Genomic DNA, 20,435 nt, shown 5'->3' with positions numbered 1-20,435 from the left:
GTAAAAAATAAAAATCATGAAAAAACTGTATTTTCTATTATTGATATTAACAATGACCACGGGTGTTGTTGTTAATGCCTGGGCGCAAACTTCAAAAGACAGCACCAGGAAATTGGTCATCGATGCCAAGGGCGGGATGCACGATCACGGCGGCACCAAACTCGGCTATATCGACAAGAATGATATTGTCCGGAACAATAAGGGGCAAAAATTATATTTCATCGACAGAGACGGCAATGTGATCAGTGCAGACGGCACCAAACTGGGAAAGGCTAAAAAGAACGGCGATTATTATAATAACGATGGAGAAGTTGTCCTTCAGTTAAAAAATGCAGATGCAGAAAGATGTGAAATTTTAGATCCCAAGGGCCATAGCCAGGGCTATGTTCACCGGAATTATAAATTGCATGCCTGCGCGGCGCATTGCTACTGGTTGGAACAGGCAAAGCTAAAGAAAGAAAAAGCGGATAAAGCAAAGACAAAATAAGCCTTGTTTACGTGGCAAATGAGCGGGTATGCTCATTCGTTTGTCCGGTAAGTCTTCTGCAAGAGGGCTTACCGGACTTGCTGGCTGAATTATATTGAAGTAACAACATTTTTAAGTTAATAAAAAACTGAATTATGAACAAGCACTTATTCTGGATGATCGTCGGGTGCACAGTGCCCTTGCTGCTCATTTTCCTTTTACCATTATTTGGCATTACAGGAAATTATTCATTTCTCATTTTCATCGTGTTAATGTTTGGCTGTCATTTTATGATGATGGGAAGGCATAGCAAACACTATCATTCATCAGCACAACAGGGCCTGGATCAGCATAAGGAGGACATATCATGAATCGTTTGCATGTAACAAAGTTAGGATTTGCAGCCGGCACAACAGTTGCCATCATCTATTCCGGGTGCATTATCATATCGTTGGCGCTCGGTAACGAGGCTGTGGCCAAGTTTTTCGGCTCCCTCGCTCATAGTTTCGATTTTACTGCTATTATCAGAAAGGCACCTATTACTTTCTCTGAAGCAATAACTGGGATCATTGAGTGGTTCATTATCGCCTGGTTAATGGGCTCTTGCATAGCTGTAATTTACAACGCTGCCTTAGGCCGAAATAAATAATCAAATATTAATAATTAAATTATAAAGATCATGATGTACTACAACGGTAATTTTTGGGGAATGCACCTGATATGGTGGTTTGTTTGGATGATCCTCCTTTTTTGGATATTCGCAACGCCTTATGATATTCCCGGGCAGCGAAAGAAAAAAGAATCGCCGCTCGATATTTTGCAAAAGCGGTTTGCTTCAGGTGAGATCACAACGGAAGAATACCAGGAAAAGAAAAAGATCCTGGAAAATGATTCAGCAAAGCAAAAATAAATGGCTGCTGTCCGCAAGCGACCGGTGAGCAGTTTTTTTAGTTACAGGCCTGTCCGAAGTCAGCAACTATACTTTATGGAAATGATCAGCACCGAAACCTGTTGGGTAACGATCATTTCTTCCATGGACTGATTTGGATCTGATCCGTTTGGATTTAACAATGCAGGGGAAATTATACTAAAAATGCCCGGATGATTGATATAAAAAAATATGATAAGCGAAAGATAATATTGCTGTGCGGCGTGTTCCTGGTAATGACGGGGCTGGGAATAACGCTTCCGGTGCTTCCGTTCTATATTGAAAAGTTGCTGCTGTCAGGCAGCATTTCATCTGATAAAGTTTCCCTCCACGTAGGGTTGATCACCGGGAGTTTTCCGCTTACCCAGTTTTTGTTCTCTTCTTACCTGGGTTCATTGTCTGATAAGATAGGTCGGCGGCCACTCATCCTGGCGGGCATAGCCGGTTTTGCTGTTTCCACTTTTCTTTTTTCGCTGGGAGGGAGCGTCATGTTACTTTATGCCTCCCGTTTATTAGCCGGAATTTTTACCGCCGGTTTTGTGACCGCATCAGGGGCTTACATTGCCGATTTGACTTCAAAAGAACAAAGAGGGAAAAATATGGCGGTGCTGAGCAGTATTGCCGGGCTCGGTGCGGTTGCGGGCCCTTTACTTGGAAATCTGTTAAAAGTTAATGTAAAGCTTAACCTTTTTTTCGGGCAGTTAAAACTTGATAAATTTTCTACTCCATTTGTTATTTCATCCTTGCTTGCATTAGTGGTTTTTATCCTTTACGTTATTTTGCTGCCGGAATCACACAAGGTTTACCCTAAAGCAGCAACGCAACCTATACCTAAAGTAAAGACACTGCTGATCCCGAACTGGAAATTACTAAATAGGACATTCCTATCGTTACTTGCTTTTTCCTTTATCAGTCAGTTCGCCTTATCCATGTTTGAAGGCACCTTCGCCTTACATTCCCAGCGCCTTTTTTCGTTCGGCCCGCAGCAATTGAGCGTGGTCTTTATCGTTTGTGGCTCACTGATGGGCTTTCTGCAGTTAGGTCCTGTTGCATGGTTAATCGATAAGAAAGGTGAAAACAGCTTGCTGCCTTTTGGCTTTCTATTTCTGGGCATTGGAATATTCATGCTCACTACTTCGCGGGCAATGGAATGGATTCTAATTTATGTCGCTTTCATTTCCACGGGGATGGCCATTTTGACGCCGGCCCTTGCCTCACTCATAACAAAAAATTCAGAAAAAGGGCATGGGGCATCCCTTGGAATATTTAGTTCTGTCAATAGTCTTGGGCAGGTCACTGGTGTAGTGACCGGGGGAGTAATTATGATTTGGTCAAATCATATTGCTTATTGGTCGGTCGCGGTCGTTCTACTGGGGTCTGCGTATTTGGTATTGCCAAAAAACAAGTTACTGGTCCTTAAATCATAAATTTAATACTTATTAATAAATTAAAAAATGGAACATCAACATCACACTAAAACGCCGGCAACGGATCACTCAAAAATGGACCATAGCACCATGCACCATGGCTCCAATCCCTCAATGGGTATGGCAGGGCATGATCATTCCATGATGATCGCCGACTTTAAGAAGCGGTTTTTTGTGGTACTGGCCCTAACTTTACCGATCATGCTGCTATCGGCAATGATACAGCGTTTCATTGGTGTTGACTGGCAATTTGCAGGTTCTTCCTATCTATTGTTTGCGCTGTCAACCGTGGTATTTTTTTATGGGGGCTGGCCTTTTTTAACGGGATGGATCGGGGAAATAAAAGCGAAGAACCCTGGTATGATGTTCCTGATCGGCTTCGCTATAACCGTTGCCTACATCTACAGCGTAGCCATCGTATTCGGGTTAAAGGGTATGGATTTCTTCTGGGAACTGACAACCCTGATCGGGATCATGTTATTAGGGCATTGGATCGAAATGAAATCTATTGCAGGGGCCTCAAAAGAACTGGAGCTATTGGTGCAATTGATGCCATCAGACGCCCACATGGTTATGGCTGATATGATTCATGATGTCAAGACGGACACATTAAAAGAAAATGATATCATCCTGGTAAAACCGGGCGAAAAGGTTGCTGCAGATGGGATCATACTGGAAGGGGAAAGTTATCTGAACGAAAGTATGCTAACCGGGGAGTCAAAACCGGTAAAGAAAGTAAAGGGGGACAAAGTGATCGCCGGCTCCATCAACGGAAGCGGCTCTTTTAAAGTTACGGTATCCCATGCCGCAAAAGATTCCTACCTCTCGCAGGTAGTGAAGCTGGTGGATGATGCACAAAAATCAAAATCAAAAACACAATTGCTGGCAGATACAGCCGCCAGGTGGTTAACCATTATTGCTTTGTGCAGTGGTATCGCCACATTTTTATATTGGTATTTGACGGGCCAGCCCTTAGCCTTCGCTATGGAAAGAATGGTTACCGTAATTGTGATCTGCTGCCCTCACGCTTTGGGTTTAGCTGTCCCTTTGGTAGTAGCCAAATCAACGGCCCTGTCTGCAAAGAATGGCTTACTGATCAAAAACAGGAACGCATTTGAGAATTCAAGAAAGATCACCACGGTTGTGTTTGATAAGACGGGCACACTAACTGTAGGAAAGTTTGAAGTTTCAAAAATAATTTCCCTCGATCAAGCGCTAAAAGAAAATGAGCTCCTTCGTTTAGCGTCCGCATTGGAACAAAAATCAGAACACCCGATCGCGACAGGCATCCTGCAAAAAGTAAAAGACCTGGCTATCAAAATACCGGCAACGGAAAATTTTAATGCCATTACAGGCAAAGGTGTGGAAGCAACGGTAGAAGGTAAAAAAATATTGGTGGTCAGCCCCGGCTATTTAAAAGAAAATAAGATAACCATTCCCGAGGGCTTTACCGCTGATGATACAGAAACCGTTGTATTTGTCATCATTGATAAAAAATTGGCCGGATACATTGCTTTGTCCGATAAAATACGGCCTGAATCGGCAGAGGCGATCAAAACTTTAAAACAAGAAAAGATTAAATCCATATTGCTTACCGGGGACAACAGTAAAGTAGCGGCAAGTGTAAGCAAGACTTTGGGCATGGATAGTTTTATCGCCGAAGTATTGCCTGATCAGAAATTGAAAGAAATAAAAGCATTACAGCAAAAGGGCGAATTCGTAGCGATGACCGGGGACGGCGTCAACGATGCGCCGGCATTGGCACAGGCCGATATCGGCATTGCCGTTGGGTCGGGCAGCGATATCGCCGCGGAAACCGCAGGCATCGTTCTGGTGAACAGCAATCCGAAAGATATCGTTGGTTTAATTTTATTCGGAAAAGCAACGTATCGCAAGATGATCCAGAACCTGGTTTGGGCAACAGGTTACAACGTCGTTGCCTTGCCATTGGCTGCCGGTGTGCTTTATAACCAGGGCATTGTATTAAGCCCTGCCGCAGGGGCTGTATTGATGACCGTCAGCACCGTTGTTGTTGCGATCAATGCCGCATTATTAAAGGTGAAAAATTAATTTAAAAATGCGGTTTATTATAGGAAACCTATATTTTAAACAATATCTTTAAAGCGCTAACCTGCGAACTGTTTTTCGAAGGAACAACAAAAATAATACCCCTATTTGCGTCTTCACCCGTTTTATTAATGAAGAGACCTGGAGTATTTTGTTTGACTGTATTTTACTTGTTATTAACGACAGGTACTTATGCCTGTCTGCTCCACTGTACAACCGAATACTTATTATCAAAAACAGGCCTTATCCAGGAAACACGTCATTCAGCCGAAGATGACGATAAAGGGGAACAGGGCAAGGATGATGATCGTTGCGGAGAGGATTGCACCTGTTGTTATCACCATGGGACTTATGTAGTTAATGAGAATTTTAATTCGTCAATAAGTTTTCAGTTCGCAACCGTTGAGCTTGCTATTTTTCAGCCAAAACAAGATGTCTTTCATAATATTCCCGCAATTATAAATAGCACGATCAGGTGGCCCAACGCGACAGGACCTCCTTTTATTTTCAGGCAACCTATTTATATCTCCAATCATTCGCTTCTTATCTGATTCAAGCACTGCGACGTCGCGGCGGGGAACTCCTGTATCCTGCAAATAAGACTTGTATTAAATCATATATCATTTTATTAGAAATAAGGCTATGGCCTTAGCGCTGTAAAAAGCGTAACGGCTGGTTTTGCTGAATGTCCCGGGTTTCTGCCCGCGCATATAATTCAGTGATCAGGCGCTATGGTGCGCAATAATAATATGCATGGTGATTTGATAAAACTGCCTTCCCGTGACAAAATTGATTACGACGAAAAATCAAACTTGAATCCCATAATCTCCGAACAATGAAATTGAAAAATATAAAATATCTGATTGCCTGTATCATTATGCTGCTGCTCGCTTTTTTACAATGTTATAAAGCCGTCCACGACCTTCATTGGGCTTTTGAACCCGATTTTGACCGCGATATTGGCTATATCCGGACCACACTGAATGGCCACTATGGTACTGATCCAAATTATCTTGGCCAGTACATGTGGTACAATCCCCTGTTGTACCTTTCTGAAGCGGCCGTTGTGCAGATCACCGGGTTGCCCATAAATATCGTCGTTGCCCGGGCCGGTATGTTTTTGAATCTGTTAGGCCCTATTTTCTTTTTTATCATGGCAAGAAAACTGTTTGACTACAAGATTGCTCTGGCAGCGCTTTTGTCTTTTCTTTTTTTAGCCACCGGAAATATGCCCGGCTGGGGTGGCGCCACCTATTCACCCCTGCAATTAGCAGATTGCTATGTTCAGTTTATATTTTACCTGAATATCTTTTTGTGCTACAAAGCTTTTTCAACGCAAAAAATCAGATGGTTTATCGTCCTGGGAATATTTTTAGGAATTAGTTTCCTTGGACATGCGGCTCCAACAATTATTATTATTCTAATGATGATTTTATTGCAAGGCCAGAAAATCATCATAGCAATAAGACAGAAGGAGCTTTCCTTGGTAAAAACGTATTTCCTGCAGGGTTTTTTCACCGTAATCCCCTTCCTGATCTTTAGTTTCCCGTTTTTGTATTTTGTCCTGATTAAATATCATTTGCACTTTGTAAATCGCACAATTCTTCAATGTGCGCCCGGTATTTTTGCAAGGGCCAAGACGATTGAGTTGCTCAAATTAAACCTTACCTTTTCCCTGCTGATCGCGGTCATTGGATTTGTGGTATTTTATAAAAAATATGACAACCCATTAATCAAAAAAATAATTTTTTACTGGTTTTACATTACGTTATTCATGTACCTGTATGAAGCAGTGCTGCCTGCTGCGAATCGTATTTTGCATATTACCCTTCCTGATACGATCCCTGCGCTACACTATTTCTTCTATCTCAAAGGGGTGCAATCAGTTTTCTTTGGATTTGGCTTTGTTTATTTATTAGACGTCATCATTGATTGGATAAAAGATTATGCACTGAGGAAATATTCCACCAAATTTTCGGCAGCACTTTCATCTAATTTATTTGTGTTTTCCGTCCTGGCATATGCGCTGATGTACTATCCTATTTATAGTAACAGGACTGATTTTGTAATACCAAGACAACAGGCATTAGCCAAAGAAAAAGAAACGGACAAAATTGAAGTGTATAGTTTTATAGTAAAAAACCTGCCCCTTGACCATGTTATGCTTTGCAAACATGATCAGTCCCTTTTCCCTGTTATGGCTACGGGCATTAAAATGGTCTCGGTGGAAGTTTATTTTTCAAATCCTTATATCAGTTATGAGGAACGTGAAAATGACAGAAATGACATGCTTTCCTATCTAAGCACTTCGGCGCCCTCGTCAGGTGCAGCGTTATTTGCGAAATATAAGGTCAGCTATGTTTTGCTGCCAAATACAGATTTTGAAAAACTTAAAACGCCTCCTTTTTTATCCGCCCGCGTCATTTTCAAGAATAATTCTTTCACCATAATTTCATTGACTGCAAAATAATGAGGATTATTTTAAAAAGATAAAGCATACGCTCTATACCTGGTAAGGTAAAACCGTGCGTTGTTAAAAACACCATACGAGAGGGAAGTATCCAAATTTAGTTAACCGGAATGCAGCGCATACGGTTAACTAAATTTCATATGGTCAATCACTGTTTGACCTCATTGATTGATCTTACATCTTCATGCCGCCCATCGGGCTTGAACCCTTTTTGAATTTGTACTCACTGTTTAATAAATAGGCGCCGTTGATGACGACGATGTCGCCTTTCTGCAATCCTGATTTGATCTCGATATCATTTTCAGTCTCCAGCCCGGTTTCCACCATTTTATTTTTGAAGGTATTCTTTCCTGTCTGAACCCAAACGACTGACACCGAGCCATCTCTCAACACCGCATCTATTGGTAAGGAGAAAGCTTTGTGTACCGGTGCTCTAAAAATCAAGTAGGCGGGCATACCCGGTTTTAACTGACGGTCCGTATTGGGGATAACCACCCTTACCAGATCAATGCGGGTATCAGGATTGATCTCGGGGTTGACAAATTCAATTCGGCCCTTAAATTCTTTACCCGGCATATCGGGTATTTGGACCGTTACGGTGCCATCTTTATCAATATCATTCATCTGGGAGGTATAAACCTGTGCCTCAGCCCAGAGCGTAGACAAATCAGCAAGGTTGACAACCTTGCCCCCTTCCATGACATAGTCGCCTTCCTTCACACCTAATTCTGTGATAAATCCTGACCCTGTACTGTAAAAAGAGGTTAGTCTGGTAACCTGTTTGTTGTTGCCTAAATCCTGGATTTGTTTTTCCGTTAATCCCCATAAGAGGAGCTTATTCCTGGCGCTCTGTACCAGGCGGTCATAGTCAATTAATGAATTATCAAGTGTTTGTTTTTTTTGAAGTGTGTATATATATTCCTGGCGCGCATTATTCAATTCCTCGCTATAGATGTCAAATAATGGATCACCTTTTCGCACGTAATCTCCAATATTTTTGAAGTGCAATTTTTCTATTCTTCCGGCGACTCTTGCACTTACCGACGCGGTTTTATACAGGTTGAAATTCAGCGTTCCTGTAAATATGACCTTATCACCAATACGCTTATCGTTTATGGTGTCCACCAGGATATTGCCAAGCTGTATTTGCTGTTGTGTTAGCCGGATCTCATCGGCCTTCGCGGTATTGGTTTCGCTCACCTCGATCAGTTTCATGCCACAGATCGGACAATTTCCGGGCTTGTGCAGCATAATCTGGGTATGCATAGAGCAGGTATAATAAAATTTGGGTGCTGAAGTATGCGCAACTTGTTTCTCCGGTTTATTTTTGCATGACACGAATGCCATTAAAAGAAATAAAAATAAACCGGGAATGCGCAGTATGCGGGTTGCAGGCAGCAGGTTACGTGTCACCCCATGCGGGCCGGCTGTACCGTAACGTAATCCTATATTAGCGTTTTCGTTTTTCATAACTATTCGTTTACTTTTATAAAGCTTTCACTGTCCATCAGGTACTGCGCATTGGCTGCTACCGTATCCTTCACAGAAAGACCGGAAAGGATTTGAATTGATTTATCATTTGTTAAACCGGTGATCACCCTGTGGGCTTTGAAGCCGGTAAGGTATTTGACAAATACCACTTTGTCCATCCCAAGGGAAACCAGCGCGTCTGAAGGAAGCCAGCTTGTATTCGGGTTTTTACTGGTGATGACGGCAGAAACCTGGCTGCCGACCGGAATTTTGAGTTTGGTATTATCAAAGTATACACGTGCTGTAACCGTTTTGCTGTCTTTGCGATAAAAAGGCTCGATATAATCTATTGTTGCCTGGAAACTCTTCCCCGGGGCAGTTTCAGGAACAATGCGGACCGGGCTTCCTTTTTTTATGATGGCCTGCTTATCGGCAAAAAAATTCAGGATCGCCCATGCTTTACCCGGATCGAAAACACTGAAGACAGGCTGTCCCTGCTGCACGTACATCCCTTCTTTAAGCGGAAGCTCTTCTGTGATCAGGGCAATGTTTTTCATCTCTCCGGGTTGGGCTGAGGGCATTTCTTCAGTTCCCTGGGTACTTGCTTCATGAATATGGCCGCTGTAGGGGCTGTAAACCGAAATCGTAAAGTCCGCTTTTTGAGTCCTGATGACCTGTGCTAACTGCTCTTCACGCATACCTAACAGCAATAGTTTTTCTTTAGCCGCTGATATAAAAGGTGCGTTTTCAGGATCGTTTTTTAAAAGATACAGCAGATTTTGTTCGTCGGTAACTATTTCAGGACTGTATATATCCATGACCTTTTGCCCCTTGTTTACCTTTTGGAACCGGTAACGTACATAAAGTTTTACGATCCTCCCCGTTATGCGCGCCGAAATGGATCCTACCTGCCTGGTATCATAGGCTATGCGGCCAAACGCATTTATCGCTATATCCTGTGTTTTATTTTGAATGGAGGTAGTGGGAATTTTTGACAATACATATTCATTCGTGGGTTTCAGCAAAAGGCCAAGTTTAGTATCTATAGCAGGACTATTCGTTTCCTTCCCGGGCATCGGCATATCCATATCCATCTGTCCCTTATCTCCCATATCCATGTTGACCATGGTATCAGGTTTCAGAGGATGACTTTTTTGACGCATGTATTTAACATATATCCATGCGGCTGAAGCTAATATTACCAGGACCGATAATATGATCAGCGTTATTTTATTTTTTTTCATAATCGTTATTATTAAGGACCTATCTCTAACGTATTTGCAGCGTCCGATCCAACTCAACCTGCATCGCCAGCAATTGCTGCAGTTGGTCCAGGTAATCCAGCTGCGTCATATTCAGCGTTTCCCAGGCATCATACAGTTCAAACAATTCCTCGGTATTTTGCTCATATCCCAATTGCATCGTTTGGTAATTTCTGCGTAAAGCGGGAATGATATTTTTTTCAAACAATTCGATTTGCTTTTTCTTTGTTTCAATTTCCGTCAACGCACTGTGTGCCATGCCCGTACTCTCGTTAATAACCATCTGTTTCTGGGCCTCCAGCGAAATGGCCTGCCATTTTAGGCCTTCTATATTCGCCTTATTCATTTTAGCGCTCCAGGGTGCGATAGGAATACGCACCATACCCATTAATGTATACAGGTTGGAGGCTCCGCCAAAACCGAACATATGCTCATAACGGATACCGAATTCCGGTTTTAACTGCGTCCTTTCCAGTTCCCGTTTCAGGTAAGTTAACTGAATATCTTTTTCTATCGCCTTGATATCACTTCTTGAATTGACAAACAGGGAACTGTCGATGATATAAGATGAATAGTCCCTTACCGAATAGGTCGTATCGATCACATAATCTTTCGTCTTGTCTTTTGCATTCATTAACGTATTGAGCAAAATGCGTTTTTGCTTCACATCATTCTGTAGCATCAGGCGCATGCTTTGCAAGGAGCCCAGGGCTGCTTTCGCTTTGTAGTAGGCATTGATCTTTTCTAGTCCATTTTTATACCTTGTTTCCGCATTGCCTATCATAAAATTCAACACCTTTTCGTTCTGATCGAGAATGGCTAATTTCTTTTCAAGGATCATCCAGGCATAATAAGCTGATTTAGCCTGTGCATAAAGGTCGTTGAGTGTGGCGCCTTTTTTCTGTACGGCTATCGTTGACATCGCGGTCATGTATTTTGACTGTGCCTCCAGCCGGCTCTTATTAGGAAAGACCTGCTGACCGGCTATAGAATATTGTCCCATCCCGTTGATATCACCGCTTTTTTTCCAAAGCGCCGGATTGTAAGGCGTCATAAAAAAACCTGTGCTTAATTCGGGCGCCATCCAGCTTTTGGCGCCTTTGGCTGTTTCATTCATCGATCGTATATCTGCATCGTACATCTTCATTGATGGGTTACCCGACTCAATAGAATCAAGAATGCCTTTTATATTCATCCTCTGCTGTGCCTTAACTGCACCCGCCGATAAGATCAGCAGTATTGTGGCAATACCTATTATACCCCGGAGAAAGACTCCCGGACAGGGAATTGGTTTTATTTTGCGGCTTTGGTTCATCATACTATTTTTTTAAAAATTAAACATCTTGCAACACTTTCATTTTTTAGTGATGCGTTTCCATTACTTCTATTTTCCCGTGTTTTTTTAATTCGTGTTCCTTGTTCATCAGGAAGATCAGCGGCGTTACCAGCAGGATAAACGTTGAAGAAGTCAGTACACCGCCTATCATAGGCAATACAATAGGTATCATCACATCACTTCCTACGCCGGTGCTCCAGAGTATGGGCACCAGGCCAAATAAGGATACGCTAACGGTCATCAGCTTTGGCCTTAACCTCTTGGCAGCCCCGGCTATCACATATTCCTTTAGCTCATCCCTCGTAATGGTATCGCTCGAATTCCCTCTTTTCGCAACTAATTGCAACATGGCATCATTGAGGTAAATAACCATCACAATATTTGTTTCCACGGCTAATCCGAACAATGCAATGAATCCTACGGCGACGGCAATAGAAATATTTACGCCCCAGAAGTAAACGATATAGGCCCCGCCAATAAGCGCAAACGGGATCGTGATCAAGCTTAAAAAGGATTCCCGCATGGAATTGAATGCGAAATACATGAACATGAAAATGACCACTATTACAACCGGCATGATAATTTTCAAGGTCTTTTCACCCCGGATCAAATTCTCATAATTTCCGCTCCAGGTCAGGTAATAACCCTTTGGCATTTTGCTGATCATGGAATTCAGTTTCTTTTGCGCTTCCTCTACCGTGCTTGCCAGGTCTCTTTCCCTTACGTTAAAAAGGACGGTTCCGCGCAGCATGGCATTCTCAGAGTTGATCATCGGCGGGCCTTCGCTAATTTTCACGTTCGCCACAGCTTCCAGCGGGATCGGGCCATATCCCATGGTTTGCACCTGCAATCTTTTTAGGGATTGAATATTATCCCTGAAATTTTGAGCAAAACGGGCGTTCACCGAAAATCGCTGGCGTCCCTCTATGGTCGTGGTAAGCCGCATGCCGCCAAGGGCGCTTTCCACTACAGCGTTTACGTCATCTATGCTTAATCCATAGCGGCCGATTTCCTGCCGTTTTACAATGATATCTATATATTTCCCACCGGTGATAGGCTCGACATACAGGTCTTTGATACCGGGCGTACCTTCCAGCGCCTTCTCTACCTTTTGGGAAAAGGAATAAATCGTATCCAAATTCTGACCAAACACTTTTATGCCGACGTCTGTTCGGATACCCGTCGAAAGCATATTGATCCTGTTGATGATCGGCTGGGTCCATCCGTTGATCACGCCCGGAATCTGGAGCTTTTTGTTCAGTTCATTAATGATACTGTCTTTTGTGAAACCTTTTCTCCACTGGTCCCTTGGCTTTAGCATGATGATGGTTTCTATCATGCTGATCGGGGAATTATCGGTAGCGGTATAGGCCCTGCCAGCTTTGCCCATTACGTGCGTTACTTCCGGCACGGACGCGATGATCTTATCCTGCACCTGTAATAACTTTTTGGCTTCTGAATTGGATACGTCCGGCATCATGACCGGCATGAACAGCAAGGTGCCTTCATCCAGCGGGGGCATAAACTCGCGGCCCAGACTCATCACCAGGGGAATGCTGATGAGTAACGCAATTATATTTATCCCGATGGTGATTTTCCTTCTTTTGATACATGCCCTGATCATCGGTTCATAAATCCGTTCAAGCACACGGTTAACGGGGTTTACATTTTCGGGTAAAAACTTTCCTTTCATAAAAAAGGAAATCAGCACCGGGGCCAGTGTTACCACTAATATAGCGTCAACAGCAAGGATGAAAGTTTTCGTATAGGCAAGCGGATGGAATAATTTCCCTTCCTGTCCGGTTAAAAGAAATACCGGCATAAATGAAACAATGATGATCACGGTTGAAAAGAACACGCCTCTTGACACCTGTATGCACGAAGACTCCACCAGCTTCATCCGGATATCCTCCGGGATCACCCGGTAAGACGGTTTCCTTTTCTTAAAAAATTCTTTTATTTTGATGATTAATTTCATAACGTTAAATATTTTCAGGGTGATCACTATTTTGCCATTCGGAAAGTCTCCGGTAGGCATTTTCGGACATGATGATTCCGTTATCCACTATCACACCGATGGCGATAGCAATACCGGTCAAAGACATTAAATTGGAGGACAGGCCAAATGCATTCAGCAGTATGAAACTGATGGAAAGCGTGATGGGGATCTGGACAATAATACTTACTGCGCTGCGCCAGTGGAACAGGAAAATGAGCACCACGATAGAAACCACGATCATTTCTTCTTTTAACTTTCCGGTTACTGTTTGAATGGCCGCTTCTATCAGATCGCTCCGGTCATAAGAAGTTTTAAATGTGACCCCTTCCGGAAGCCCTTTTTCCACTTCCTTCATTTTGGCTTTTACAGCCTTGATGACCTTATCTGCGCTTTGTCCATACCGCATGACCACGATACCGCCTACTATTTCACCTGTACCGTTCTCGTCTACGATCCCAAGCCGGAGGTCTCCGCCCATTTGTACACTGCCTATATCCTTTATCCTGACCGGCACCCCGTTGTTCTCGCCTAAAGCAATATTTTCCACATCTTCCTTCGACTTGATATACCCCAGGCCCCGGATGACATAGCCCATATCACTCATTTCAAATTTCCTTCCCCCTACATCATTGTTATTGGCGCGTACTTTATTCATGACCGTCATGAGGGGTATATTGTAAAACTGGAGTTTTACCGGATCCAAAATGATCTGGTATTGTTTTTCAAAACCGCCGAAGGATGCCACTTCTGAAACGCCGGGCACGGTTTGCAAGGCGAACTTGATATACCAGTCCTGCAGCGCACGCTGTTCTCCAAGATCCATTTTTGGGGCATCAAGGTGATACCAGAAGACGTGGCCTACCCCTGTTCCATCTGGTCCTAAAGCGGGGGTGATCCCCTGGGGCAAAAGTCGTTGTGCATAATTCAGCCGCTCCAGCACACGGGTGCGCGCCCAGTAAATATCCACATCGTCTTCAAAGATGACATAAACGAAACTCATGCCGAACATGGATGTACCCCTGACTGATTTGATATTTGGGATCCCCTGTAAGTTGGATACCAAAGGATAGGTGATCTGGTCCTCTATCAACTGCGGGCTGCGTCCCATCCATTCCGTAAAAACGATCACCTGGTTTTCCGATAAGTCCGGTATCGCATCAACCGGATTTTGTTTAACGGCATAAATTCCCCATGCAAAAAGGCCGCCAGCAAGCAGTAGCACGATAAAGCGGTTTCGTAAAGCAAATTTTATAAGGGCCTGTACCATAATTGGGTTGGGTTTAAATGTTAGCTAATATTTTAATAGGTTATATTTTATTACTGATCAAAAAGGCCGCGGCAAATGCCAGGATGGAATACAGTTCAGGGAATACCGCCAATATCATTGTTTTGCCAAAAACATCGTTGCCCGACGCAATTTCTGCTATACCGTTAGCACAGATCTGCCCCTGCCTGATCGCCGCATAGGTCGCGACAACGAATATTAATCCGGCGCCAAACACCGCTGTGGCAGCAAAAGGTGTTATGGCCGGTGTAAACACCGCCTTCGAATAAAAGATAAAAAATGCTGCAAACCCGAACAGGCCATGTGTCCCCGAAAGGGCGCTTAGCAACATATAATTCCCAAATGCATCGGGTCTTTTTTTTAAGGCCCCGATAGTGGCGTTCGAGCCGATGGAAACGCCTATCGCACTTCCTATACCTGGCAGGATGATCATGAGCGCGAGTCCTGTATATGCTATTAATAAATTTGTCATAATGATTATTTTTTTAGTTTGAAATAGTTGCAAATGGTTTATAAGGATTTCCGCCCCCGGTAAATCCCGCATTCTTGTAAAATTCCACAAACGTGAGCCTCATGGTGTGCACAAAGGCACCCAGCGAAGCCACGAAGAGGTTTAACGTATGGCCAAAAATCAGTACGATAAGAAAAAGCACGGGGCCGATGTAGGATACTTTTTCGATCTGCCAGGCAATACTATTGATCACCAGGCCAAGTATGGCGCTTGAAACGCCCAGTGCGAAAAGACGGATATAAGAAAGCACATCCCCCATGAGGCCGGTGATGCCGAACAATTCCCAAATGCCGCTGCCGATCCCTTTGAAAAAACCCGCGTCGGGGTCCGCAAAAAATATGATCAGGCCCAGCCCGATAAAGATGTCAACGTGGGCATACATGGGGAGTATCTTGAAATAAAACATGTTGAGTATATGCAGGATGATCATGATCCAGCCCACCTGGGGAAGGCCATACCTGAAACCGAATTTTACCATCTTATTGATTCCCTGTAAGGTCATGCCGAATAAGATCTGCACAAAACCGATGGCGATGGCAAGGGTAAAAATCTGCTTATCTTTCAGGAATACATTTTTTAAAAAAGAAAGCCCCGGTAATTCGGCAATTGAAAAGCCGAAAATGTTTCCCGTAATCAGCCCGAAGCAAAAGGTAATGCCGCCAAGCAGCTGCACCAGCGTAAGGTATGACCGTTTGATCTTCGGTTTCCCCAAAATCTTCATAAGTGTTGCGCCAATAAGCAGGAGCAGGCCATAACCCGCATCGTTCATACCGAAACCGAAGAACAAAGCAAAAAACGGGGCAAAGAAAACGGTGAGGTCTAAATCATTGTAGGTTGGCAGTGAAAACAAACTTCCTATCGGTTCAAACAGGCGGGTGAACCAGTTGTTATGCAGCAGGATCGGCGGATTGTCAGCAAAAAGCGCCCGCTTCTCTATATACACAATGCCTTTGCTTGCGAGAAATGCAGAAAATCGCTTTTCCTCCGGTCTCGGAACGAAGCCTTCCAATATGCTGATCGTTCCGTCGGCTGCCTGCTGCGTATTTTTCATCATTCGGTTTAACTCGTAAACCGCCTCCAGTTCGGCTTTTCTTTTTTCCAGCAAGGACATCCAGGCAGCTGCAGATTGTTCCAGGTTTGTTTTCACTTCTTCATTTACCTCTGTCCCTGATTTTTCCTTCGCTTGTTTCACCTGCTCCAGAATTTCATCAACCGTTTTATTCGCGTCAGTTGACGGACTATCCGTGTCCTTCTTAAATGGGAGAAGAAAAGCTATGGCCTCATTGACTGCCGTTATCATTTGAAGCTGGTCAGTTTGCGCGGCATCAGTTCCTTTTGTTCTTTCGGCTACGTGGAAAACGCCTATACCTTTAAGTTCCTCCAAAAAAGCATCATATTCCCTATGGAAAATAAGCATTGAAAATTTATACATCGGTACGATCATGGCTTCCGTTTATTTAAATGGCTAAAATTCTTTTCTTCATAATTTTTTGGGTGGCTTTTCCCAAACTTTCTTCATCATTCATAAACTTTTTAATCTTTGAAATGGCGATCAGGTACCCGGGTACCTGTACTTTTTCATAAAGGTTAACTTTCTGGGTAGTTTTTTTCCTGGCCGTGTTCAATGATTCCGTTTTGATCACCAGCAGTTGTTTTTCGATGGAAAGGCGCAGCAGGTCGCAGAGCAGCGCAATGCCATCAGAAACCCAAAACGGTTGATTGAACAGTACAAGCGGTTTGATTTCAAATACGACATCGTCGAATTGCTGTACCTTTACCCCGGCAATATTTTTCAGACTTGTCTTAATTTCTTTCACGCTCATTACATCCTGCGGAAATTCCTGCCATAGCCTATTCATATATTCGTATTGGTTTATTTTATTCAAAATGGTCGTTTCGAGGGCTGTCGTCTCTCTTTTTGCTTTTTCCGCTTCGGCGTGCAATACCATCTCCTTATACCTGATCACGGGGAGGGCGTCCAAACGAACTTTCAATTGCTTTTGCATATCCTGCAATGAAATTTTATTATATTGAAATTTTATTGCCATTTTGCTGCTATCTTATTCCTTTGTTTAAATGAGGTGTCTGCCAGCATTACGTTTTCGTCTGTTAGGACATCGTCTTCACCTTCCGGCTCTGTCGCTTTTTCCCAATATTCCTCCATATATTTCTCGCGGATGCCGAGTTCTTCGGGCTGAAAATGCTTTCGGAAAAGGCTCCAGCTGATATCCAGCATCCGGGTAATATCGATGTTGACGTCAATGGCGAGTAATTTCTGCGCGTACTGTTTTGCAAATGCCAGGGTGCGTTTATCGTAGTCGCTCAGGTCAAAACCATTTTCCAGTTTTGTTTTGGCGTTGGCCGCGTCAGCATACAGGCGAATAGCTGCATTCATCACCTGCGGGTGATCTTCCCTCGTCTTTTTGCCGATCACGAGCTGTTTCAATCTGGATAAGCTGCGGAAAGGATCGATAATAACTTTTCCTATCTCGGTGTCCCTTCGTAAAAATAGTTGTCCTTCGGTGATATAACCGGTATTGTCCGGAATGGCATGGGTAATATCGCCCTCTGAAATAGTCGTTACAGAAATGATCGTAATGGAACCGCCCGACGGAAGCTGCAGCGATTTCTCGTAGATCTTTGCAAGGTCGCTGTACAATGAACCTGGCATGCTGTCCTTTGAAGGGATCTGGTCCATGCGATTAGAGACGATGCTCAGCGCATCGCAGTATAAAGTCATGTCGGTGAGTAATACCAGCACCTTTTCATTTTTTTCAATGGCGAAATATTCGGCTGCCGCCAGCGCCATGTCCGGGATGAGCAGACGCTCCACGGCCGGGGATTCGGTGGTGTTGATAAAGCCGACGATCTTTTCAGGCCTGTCTGTATCGGCAAAGAGGCTCCTGAAATACAAATAATCATCATTGGAAAGACCGATGCCGCCCAGAATAATGCGGTCGGCATTGGCGCGGAGCGCCACAAGCGCAATAACAGCATTATAGGGCTGATCGGAATCAGCAAAAAACGGGATCTTTTGCCCGGCAACCAGGGTGTTGTTAAGGTCAATTCCGGCTATACCGGTTTTAATCATGTCGAACGGCTGCTTCCTTCTTACAGGGTTTAATGCCGGCCCCCCTGTTTCCACCGCTTTTCCTGCAGGCGCATATTTGCCGTCTATAGGATCGCCGTAGGCATTGAAAAACCTTCCGCCTAATTCTTCGCTTACCTTTAATGTTGGGGCTGTACCCAAAAAAACGACCTCGGCATCTGTGCGGATCCCCTCTGTTCCCTCAAATACCTGCAGCGTAACCTGCTTGCCGGCTATCTTTACGACCTGGGCGGCTTTGCCGTCCACGATGGCCATTTCTTCATAACCTACCCCTGTCGCCTCCAGCGTACAAGTGGCCTTGGTTAAATGAATAACTTTTGTATGAATTTTTTTAAACAGGGACGCTTTCATTTGTTTTTTTCCTTTGATTTAATAACTCATCCAATTGCCCGTTAAAACCTTTAAATTCCTCGGATTGGAACAGGGAGTAGTTGATCTGCTTCCATATATTAATGATGGCCCGGAAATAACCGCCTATTTCTTCGTAATCGGAAAACCGGAACGATGATTCGCAGATTTCGGCCACTTTTTCCTGCATATATTTCAAGCGGTCAAGCGCGGTAAAGCCGTCTACCGCATCGAAGGCATCCTGTTGCAGAATGACAAAATCGATCAACTCCGATTTCCAGAATTTTTCGTGGTAATCGAGGGGAACATTGTCATCGCCGAGGATATTGATCTGTTCCATCGCTTCATGGCCTTTGAACAGGCGGTCTTTCATTTTTACCACTTCAGCCTTCCAGTTCTGCGAAATGGTTTGCTGCATGTAGCCGATCAATTCAGGATAGTCGAGGAACTTGGAATAACTTTCAATAGCATCGATGGCGGGATAACGTTTACTATCTGCGCGCTGCTGCGACAAGGCGTAAAAACTATGCGCCGCTTTTTTTGTCGCTTCCGTTACCGGCTCTTTTAAATTCCCGCCCGCCGGGGAGACCGTTCCGATAAATGTAATACTGCCTTCAGCGTCGTTCACCAGTTTTACCTGGCCGGCCCGGGCATAAAAACCGGAAACAACCGCCGGCAGATCCATCGGAAAGGCATCGGGGCCGGGGAGCTCTTCCATCCGGTTTGACATTTCCCTTAGCGCTTGCGCCCACCTGGAAGTGGAGTCGGCCAGCACTAAAACTTTTAATCCCATTGCGCGGTAATACTCTGCGATGGTCATCCCGGTGTACACGGAAGCTTCGCGGGATGCCACCGGCATATTCGAGGTATTGGCGATAATGACGGTTCTGTCAATAAGTTTGCCGCCTGTCTGGGGATCATCCAGCTGGGGAAACTCGGTGAAGATCTCGACAATTTCGTTGGCCCGTTCGCCGCACGCGATCATGACAACGACATCCGCTTTCGCCTGCCGGGCGATGGCATGCTGCAATACCGTCTTCCCGCTGCCGAACGGGCCCGGAATAAACCCTGTTCCGCCCTCTGCCAATGGGTTCATCATATCGATGATCCTGATGCCGGTTTCCAACAATTTATAGGGGCGGACTTTTTCCTTATATCCTTTCAGCGGCCTGATAACCGGCCATTTCTGCACCATTGTTACCGCAGTTTCATTTCCGTCCTTATCTGCGATCACAGCGACGGTATCCGTTATTTTATACCGCCCCTTCTCAGCCACTTTCTTTACGGTGTATTCGCCTTCGAGCAGGAACGGAACCATGATCTTATGCGGGATATTTTTTTCTTTTACTTCACCGATCCAGCTGCCTGCCCTAACGGTTTCCGCAATTTTTGTGATCGGGGTGAAATCCCATTCGCTGTCCTTATCCAATGCATCGGTATAGGTGCCCCTGGTAAGAAAAACAGTTTCGATCTTATCCAGATCATTTTGCAGCCCGTCATATTTTTTTGTAAGGATGCCGGGGCCCAGATCTGCTTCCAGCAGATGGCCCTGGAAAATCGCCTCATCACCAACTTTTAAGCCCCGCGTGCTTTCGAACGCCTGCACATAAGCATCTTTGCCGACCACCTTAATCACTTCTGCCTTAAGGAATATTTGGCCAAGACGGATCATGCAGATCTCATTCTGCATAACCGTTTCATCCGCTGAAACGATGACCAAATTTGAAACGATTGCTTTTACTTTTCCGGTGCGCATC

18 protein-coding genes are annotated in these 20,435 nt (G+C 44.2%); 8 read left to right on the top strand and 10 right to left on the bottom strand.

Translation table 11 applies throughout. The annotated features are described in order from the left end of the window. The first annotated feature begins 16 nt into the window (after positions 1-16). The 8 genes from J3L18_RS26515 (at position 17) to J3L18_RS26485 (ending at position 7,358) form a co-directional block, all read left to right on the top strand. Positions 17-487 (top strand): 5-fold beta-flower protein, encoded by a 471-nt coding sequence (locus J3L18_RS26515; RefSeq protein ID WP_129568290.1) that lies wholly within the window; start codon positions 17-19, stop codon positions 485-487. A gap of 134 nt (positions 488-621) precedes the next feature. Continuing rightward, on the top strand, positions 622-837 hold the full coding sequence (locus J3L18_RS26510; RefSeq protein ID WP_129568289.1) for a hypothetical protein: 216 nt from the start codon (positions 622-624) through the stop codon (positions 835-837). Then, positions 834-1,115 (top strand): DUF5676 family membrane protein, encoded by a 282-nt coding sequence (locus J3L18_RS26505; RefSeq protein WP_129568288.1) that lies wholly within the window; start codon positions 834-836, stop codon positions 1,113-1,115. The genes J3L18_RS26510 and J3L18_RS26505 overlap by 4 nt, the downstream gene beginning before the upstream one ends. 30 nt (positions 1,116-1,145) lie before the next feature. Beyond that, positions 1,146-1,376 (top strand): SHOCT domain-containing protein, encoded by a 231-nt coding sequence (locus J3L18_RS26500; RefSeq protein ID WP_095705315.1) that lies wholly within the window; start codon positions 1,146-1,148, stop codon positions 1,374-1,376. Positions 1,377-1,567: 191 nt separating this feature from the next. Next, on the top strand, positions 1,568-2,821 hold the full coding sequence (locus J3L18_RS26495; protein ID WP_129568287.1) for an MFS transporter: 1,254 nt from the start codon (positions 1,568-1,570) through the stop codon (positions 2,819-2,821). A gap of 27 nt (positions 2,822-2,848) precedes the next feature. Beyond that, positions 2,849-4,891, top strand: coding sequence for a copper-translocating P-type ATPase (locus J3L18_RS26490; protein WP_129568286.1), 2,043 nt, complete (start codon positions 2,849-2,851; stop codon positions 4,889-4,891). A gap of 128 nt (positions 4,892-5,019) precedes the next feature. Beyond that, a complete protein-coding gene (locus J3L18_RS31165; RefSeq protein WP_498366044.1) occupies positions 5,020-5,439 on the top strand; it encodes an HYC_CC_PP family protein in 420 nt (139 codons plus the stop codon). A gap of 602 nt (positions 5,440-6,041) precedes the next feature. Beyond that, positions 6,042-7,358, top strand: coding sequence for a hypothetical protein (locus tag J3L18_RS26485; RefSeq protein WP_129568285.1), 1,317 nt, complete (start codon positions 6,042-6,044; stop codon positions 7,356-7,358). Positions 7,359-7,532: 174 nt separating this feature from the next. Here J3L18_RS26485 and J3L18_RS26480 read toward each other — a convergent pair whose 3' ends face one another. The 10 genes from J3L18_RS26480 to J3L18_RS26435 are packed head-to-tail and all read right to left on the bottom strand — an operon-like array spanning position 7,533 to position 20,434. Further along, positions 7,533-8,828: an efflux RND transporter periplasmic adaptor subunit gene (locus tag J3L18_RS26480; protein ID WP_202985344.1), complete on the bottom strand. Its 1,296-nt coding sequence runs from the start codon at positions 8,826-8,828 to the stop codon at positions 7,533-7,535. Positions 8,829-8,830: 2 nt separating this feature from the next. Continuing rightward, positions 8,831-10,072, bottom strand: coding sequence for an efflux RND transporter periplasmic adaptor subunit (locus tag J3L18_RS26475; RefSeq protein ID WP_129568284.1), 1,242 nt, complete (start codon positions 10,070-10,072; stop codon positions 8,831-8,833). 25 nt (positions 10,073-10,097) lie between these two features. After that, complete coding sequence (locus J3L18_RS26470) at positions 10,098-11,408, bottom strand: TolC family protein (protein ID WP_202985345.1); 1,311 nt, start codon at positions 11,406-11,408, stop codon at positions 10,098-10,100. Positions 11,409-11,451: 43 nt separating this feature from the next. Further along, entirely contained in the window at positions 11,452-13,404 is a 1,953-nt protein-coding gene (locus J3L18_RS26465; protein ID WP_129568283.1) for an efflux RND transporter permease subunit, read from the bottom strand. Positions 13,405-13,408: 4 nt separating this feature from the next. Further along, the gene (locus tag J3L18_RS26460; protein ID WP_112658758.1) at positions 13,409-14,692 is read right to left on the bottom strand and encodes an efflux RND transporter permease subunit; all 1,284 of its coding nucleotides are present in this window, start codon (positions 14,690-14,692) and stop codon (positions 13,409-13,411) included. A 40-nt stretch (positions 14,693-14,732) separates the two neighbouring features. Continuing rightward, positions 14,733-15,182, bottom strand: a complete 450-nt coding sequence (locus J3L18_RS26455; RefSeq protein WP_112658756.1) for an ATP synthase subunit C-like protein — start codon at positions 15,180-15,182, stop codon at positions 14,733-14,735. Positions 15,183-15,195: 13 nt separating this feature from the next. Beyond that, positions 15,196-16,638, bottom strand: a complete 1,443-nt coding sequence (locus tag J3L18_RS26450) for a V-type ATP synthase subunit I (protein WP_189549086.1) — start codon at positions 16,636-16,638, stop codon at positions 15,196-15,198. A gap of 40 nt (positions 16,639-16,678) precedes the next feature. Then, positions 16,679-17,269: a V-type ATP synthase subunit D gene (locus tag J3L18_RS26445; RefSeq protein ID WP_129568281.1), complete on the bottom strand. Its 591-nt coding sequence runs from the start codon at positions 17,267-17,269 to the stop codon at positions 16,679-16,681. Beyond that, complete coding sequence (locus J3L18_RS26440; protein WP_129568280.1) at positions 17,260-18,681, bottom strand: V-type ATP synthase subunit B; 1,422 nt, start codon at positions 18,679-18,681, stop codon at positions 17,260-17,262. The genes J3L18_RS26445 and J3L18_RS26440 overlap by 10 nt, the downstream gene beginning before the upstream one ends. Continuing rightward, positions 18,662-20,434: a V-type ATP synthase subunit A gene (locus tag J3L18_RS26435; RefSeq protein WP_129568279.1), complete on the bottom strand. Its 1,773-nt coding sequence runs from the start codon at positions 20,432-20,434 to the stop codon at positions 18,662-18,664. The genes J3L18_RS26440 and J3L18_RS26435 overlap by 20 nt, the downstream gene beginning before the upstream one ends. Between the last annotated feature and the right edge of the window lies 1 nt (position 20,435).

Origin of the sequence: Mucilaginibacter gossypii, from assembly GCF_017569325.2 — a bacterium.
GTDB classification, from domain to species: Bacteria; Bacteroidota; Bacteroidia; order Sphingobacteriales; family Sphingobacteriaceae; genus Mucilaginibacter; species Mucilaginibacter gossypii.
Note: the sequence above shows the minus strand (reverse complement) of the source record. Positions and strands in the feature narration are given on the sequence as shown.

Coding starts and splice junctions, on each gene's coding strand:
- J3L18_RS26505 (WP_129568288.1), top strand. CDS start 834: ATGAATCGTTTGCATGTAACAAAGTTAGGATTTGCAGCCGGCACAACA.
- J3L18_RS26440 (WP_129568280.1), bottom strand. CDS start 18,681: ATGAAAGCGTCCCTGTTTAAAAAAATTCATACAAAAGTTATTCATTTA.
- J3L18_RS26435 (WP_129568279.1), bottom strand. CDS start 20,434: ATGCGCACCGGAAAAGTAAAAGCAATCGTTTCAAATTTGGTCATCGTT.
- J3L18_RS26465 (WP_129568283.1), bottom strand. CDS start 13,404: ATGAAATTAATCATCAAAATAAAAGAATTTTTTAAGAAAAGGAAACCG.
- J3L18_RS26490 (WP_129568286.1), top strand. CDS start 2,849: ATGGAACATCAACATCACACTAAAACGCCGGCAACGGATCACTCAAAA.
- J3L18_RS26510 (WP_129568289.1), top strand. CDS start 622: ATGAACAAGCACTTATTCTGGATGATCGTCGGGTGCACAGTGCCCTTG.
- J3L18_RS26500 (WP_095705315.1), top strand. CDS start 1,146: ATGATGTACTACAACGGTAATTTTTGGGGAATGCACCTGATATGGTGG.
- J3L18_RS26485 (WP_129568285.1), top strand. CDS start 6,042: ATGGCAAGAAAACTGTTTGACTACAAGATTGCTCTGGCAGCGCTTTTG.
- J3L18_RS26460 (WP_112658758.1), bottom strand. CDS start 14,692: ATGGTACAGGCCCTTATAAAATTTGCTTTACGAAACCGCTTTATCGTG.
- J3L18_RS26445 (WP_129568281.1), bottom strand. CDS start 17,269: ATGGCAATAAAATTTCAATATAATAAAATTTCATTGCAGGATATGCAA.
- J3L18_RS31165 (WP_498366044.1), top strand. CDS start 5,020: ATGAAGAGACCTGGAGTATTTTGTTTGACTGTATTTTACTTGTTATTA.
- J3L18_RS26515 (WP_129568290.1), top strand. CDS start 17: ATGAAAAAACTGTATTTTCTATTATTGATATTAACAATGACCACGGGT.
- J3L18_RS26495 (WP_129568287.1), top strand. CDS start 1,568: ATGATTGATATAAAAAAATATGATAAGCGAAAGATAATATTGCTGTGC.
- J3L18_RS26455 (WP_112658756.1), bottom strand. CDS start 15,182: ATGACAAATTTATTAATAGCATATACAGGACTCGCGCTCATGATCATC.
- J3L18_RS26475 (WP_129568284.1), bottom strand. CDS start 10,072: ATGAAAAAAAATAAAATAACGCTGATCATATTATCGGTCCTGGTAATA.
- J3L18_RS26480 (WP_202985344.1), bottom strand. CDS start 8,828: ATGAAAAACGAAAACGCTAATATAGGATTACGTTACGGTACAGCCGGC.
- J3L18_RS26450 (WP_189549086.1), bottom strand. CDS start 16,638: ATGCTTATTTTCCATAGGGAATATGATGCTTTTTTGGAGGAACTTAAA.
- J3L18_RS26470 (WP_202985345.1), bottom strand. CDS start 11,408: ATGATGAACCAAAGCCGCAAAATAAAACCAATTCCCTGTCCGGGAGTC.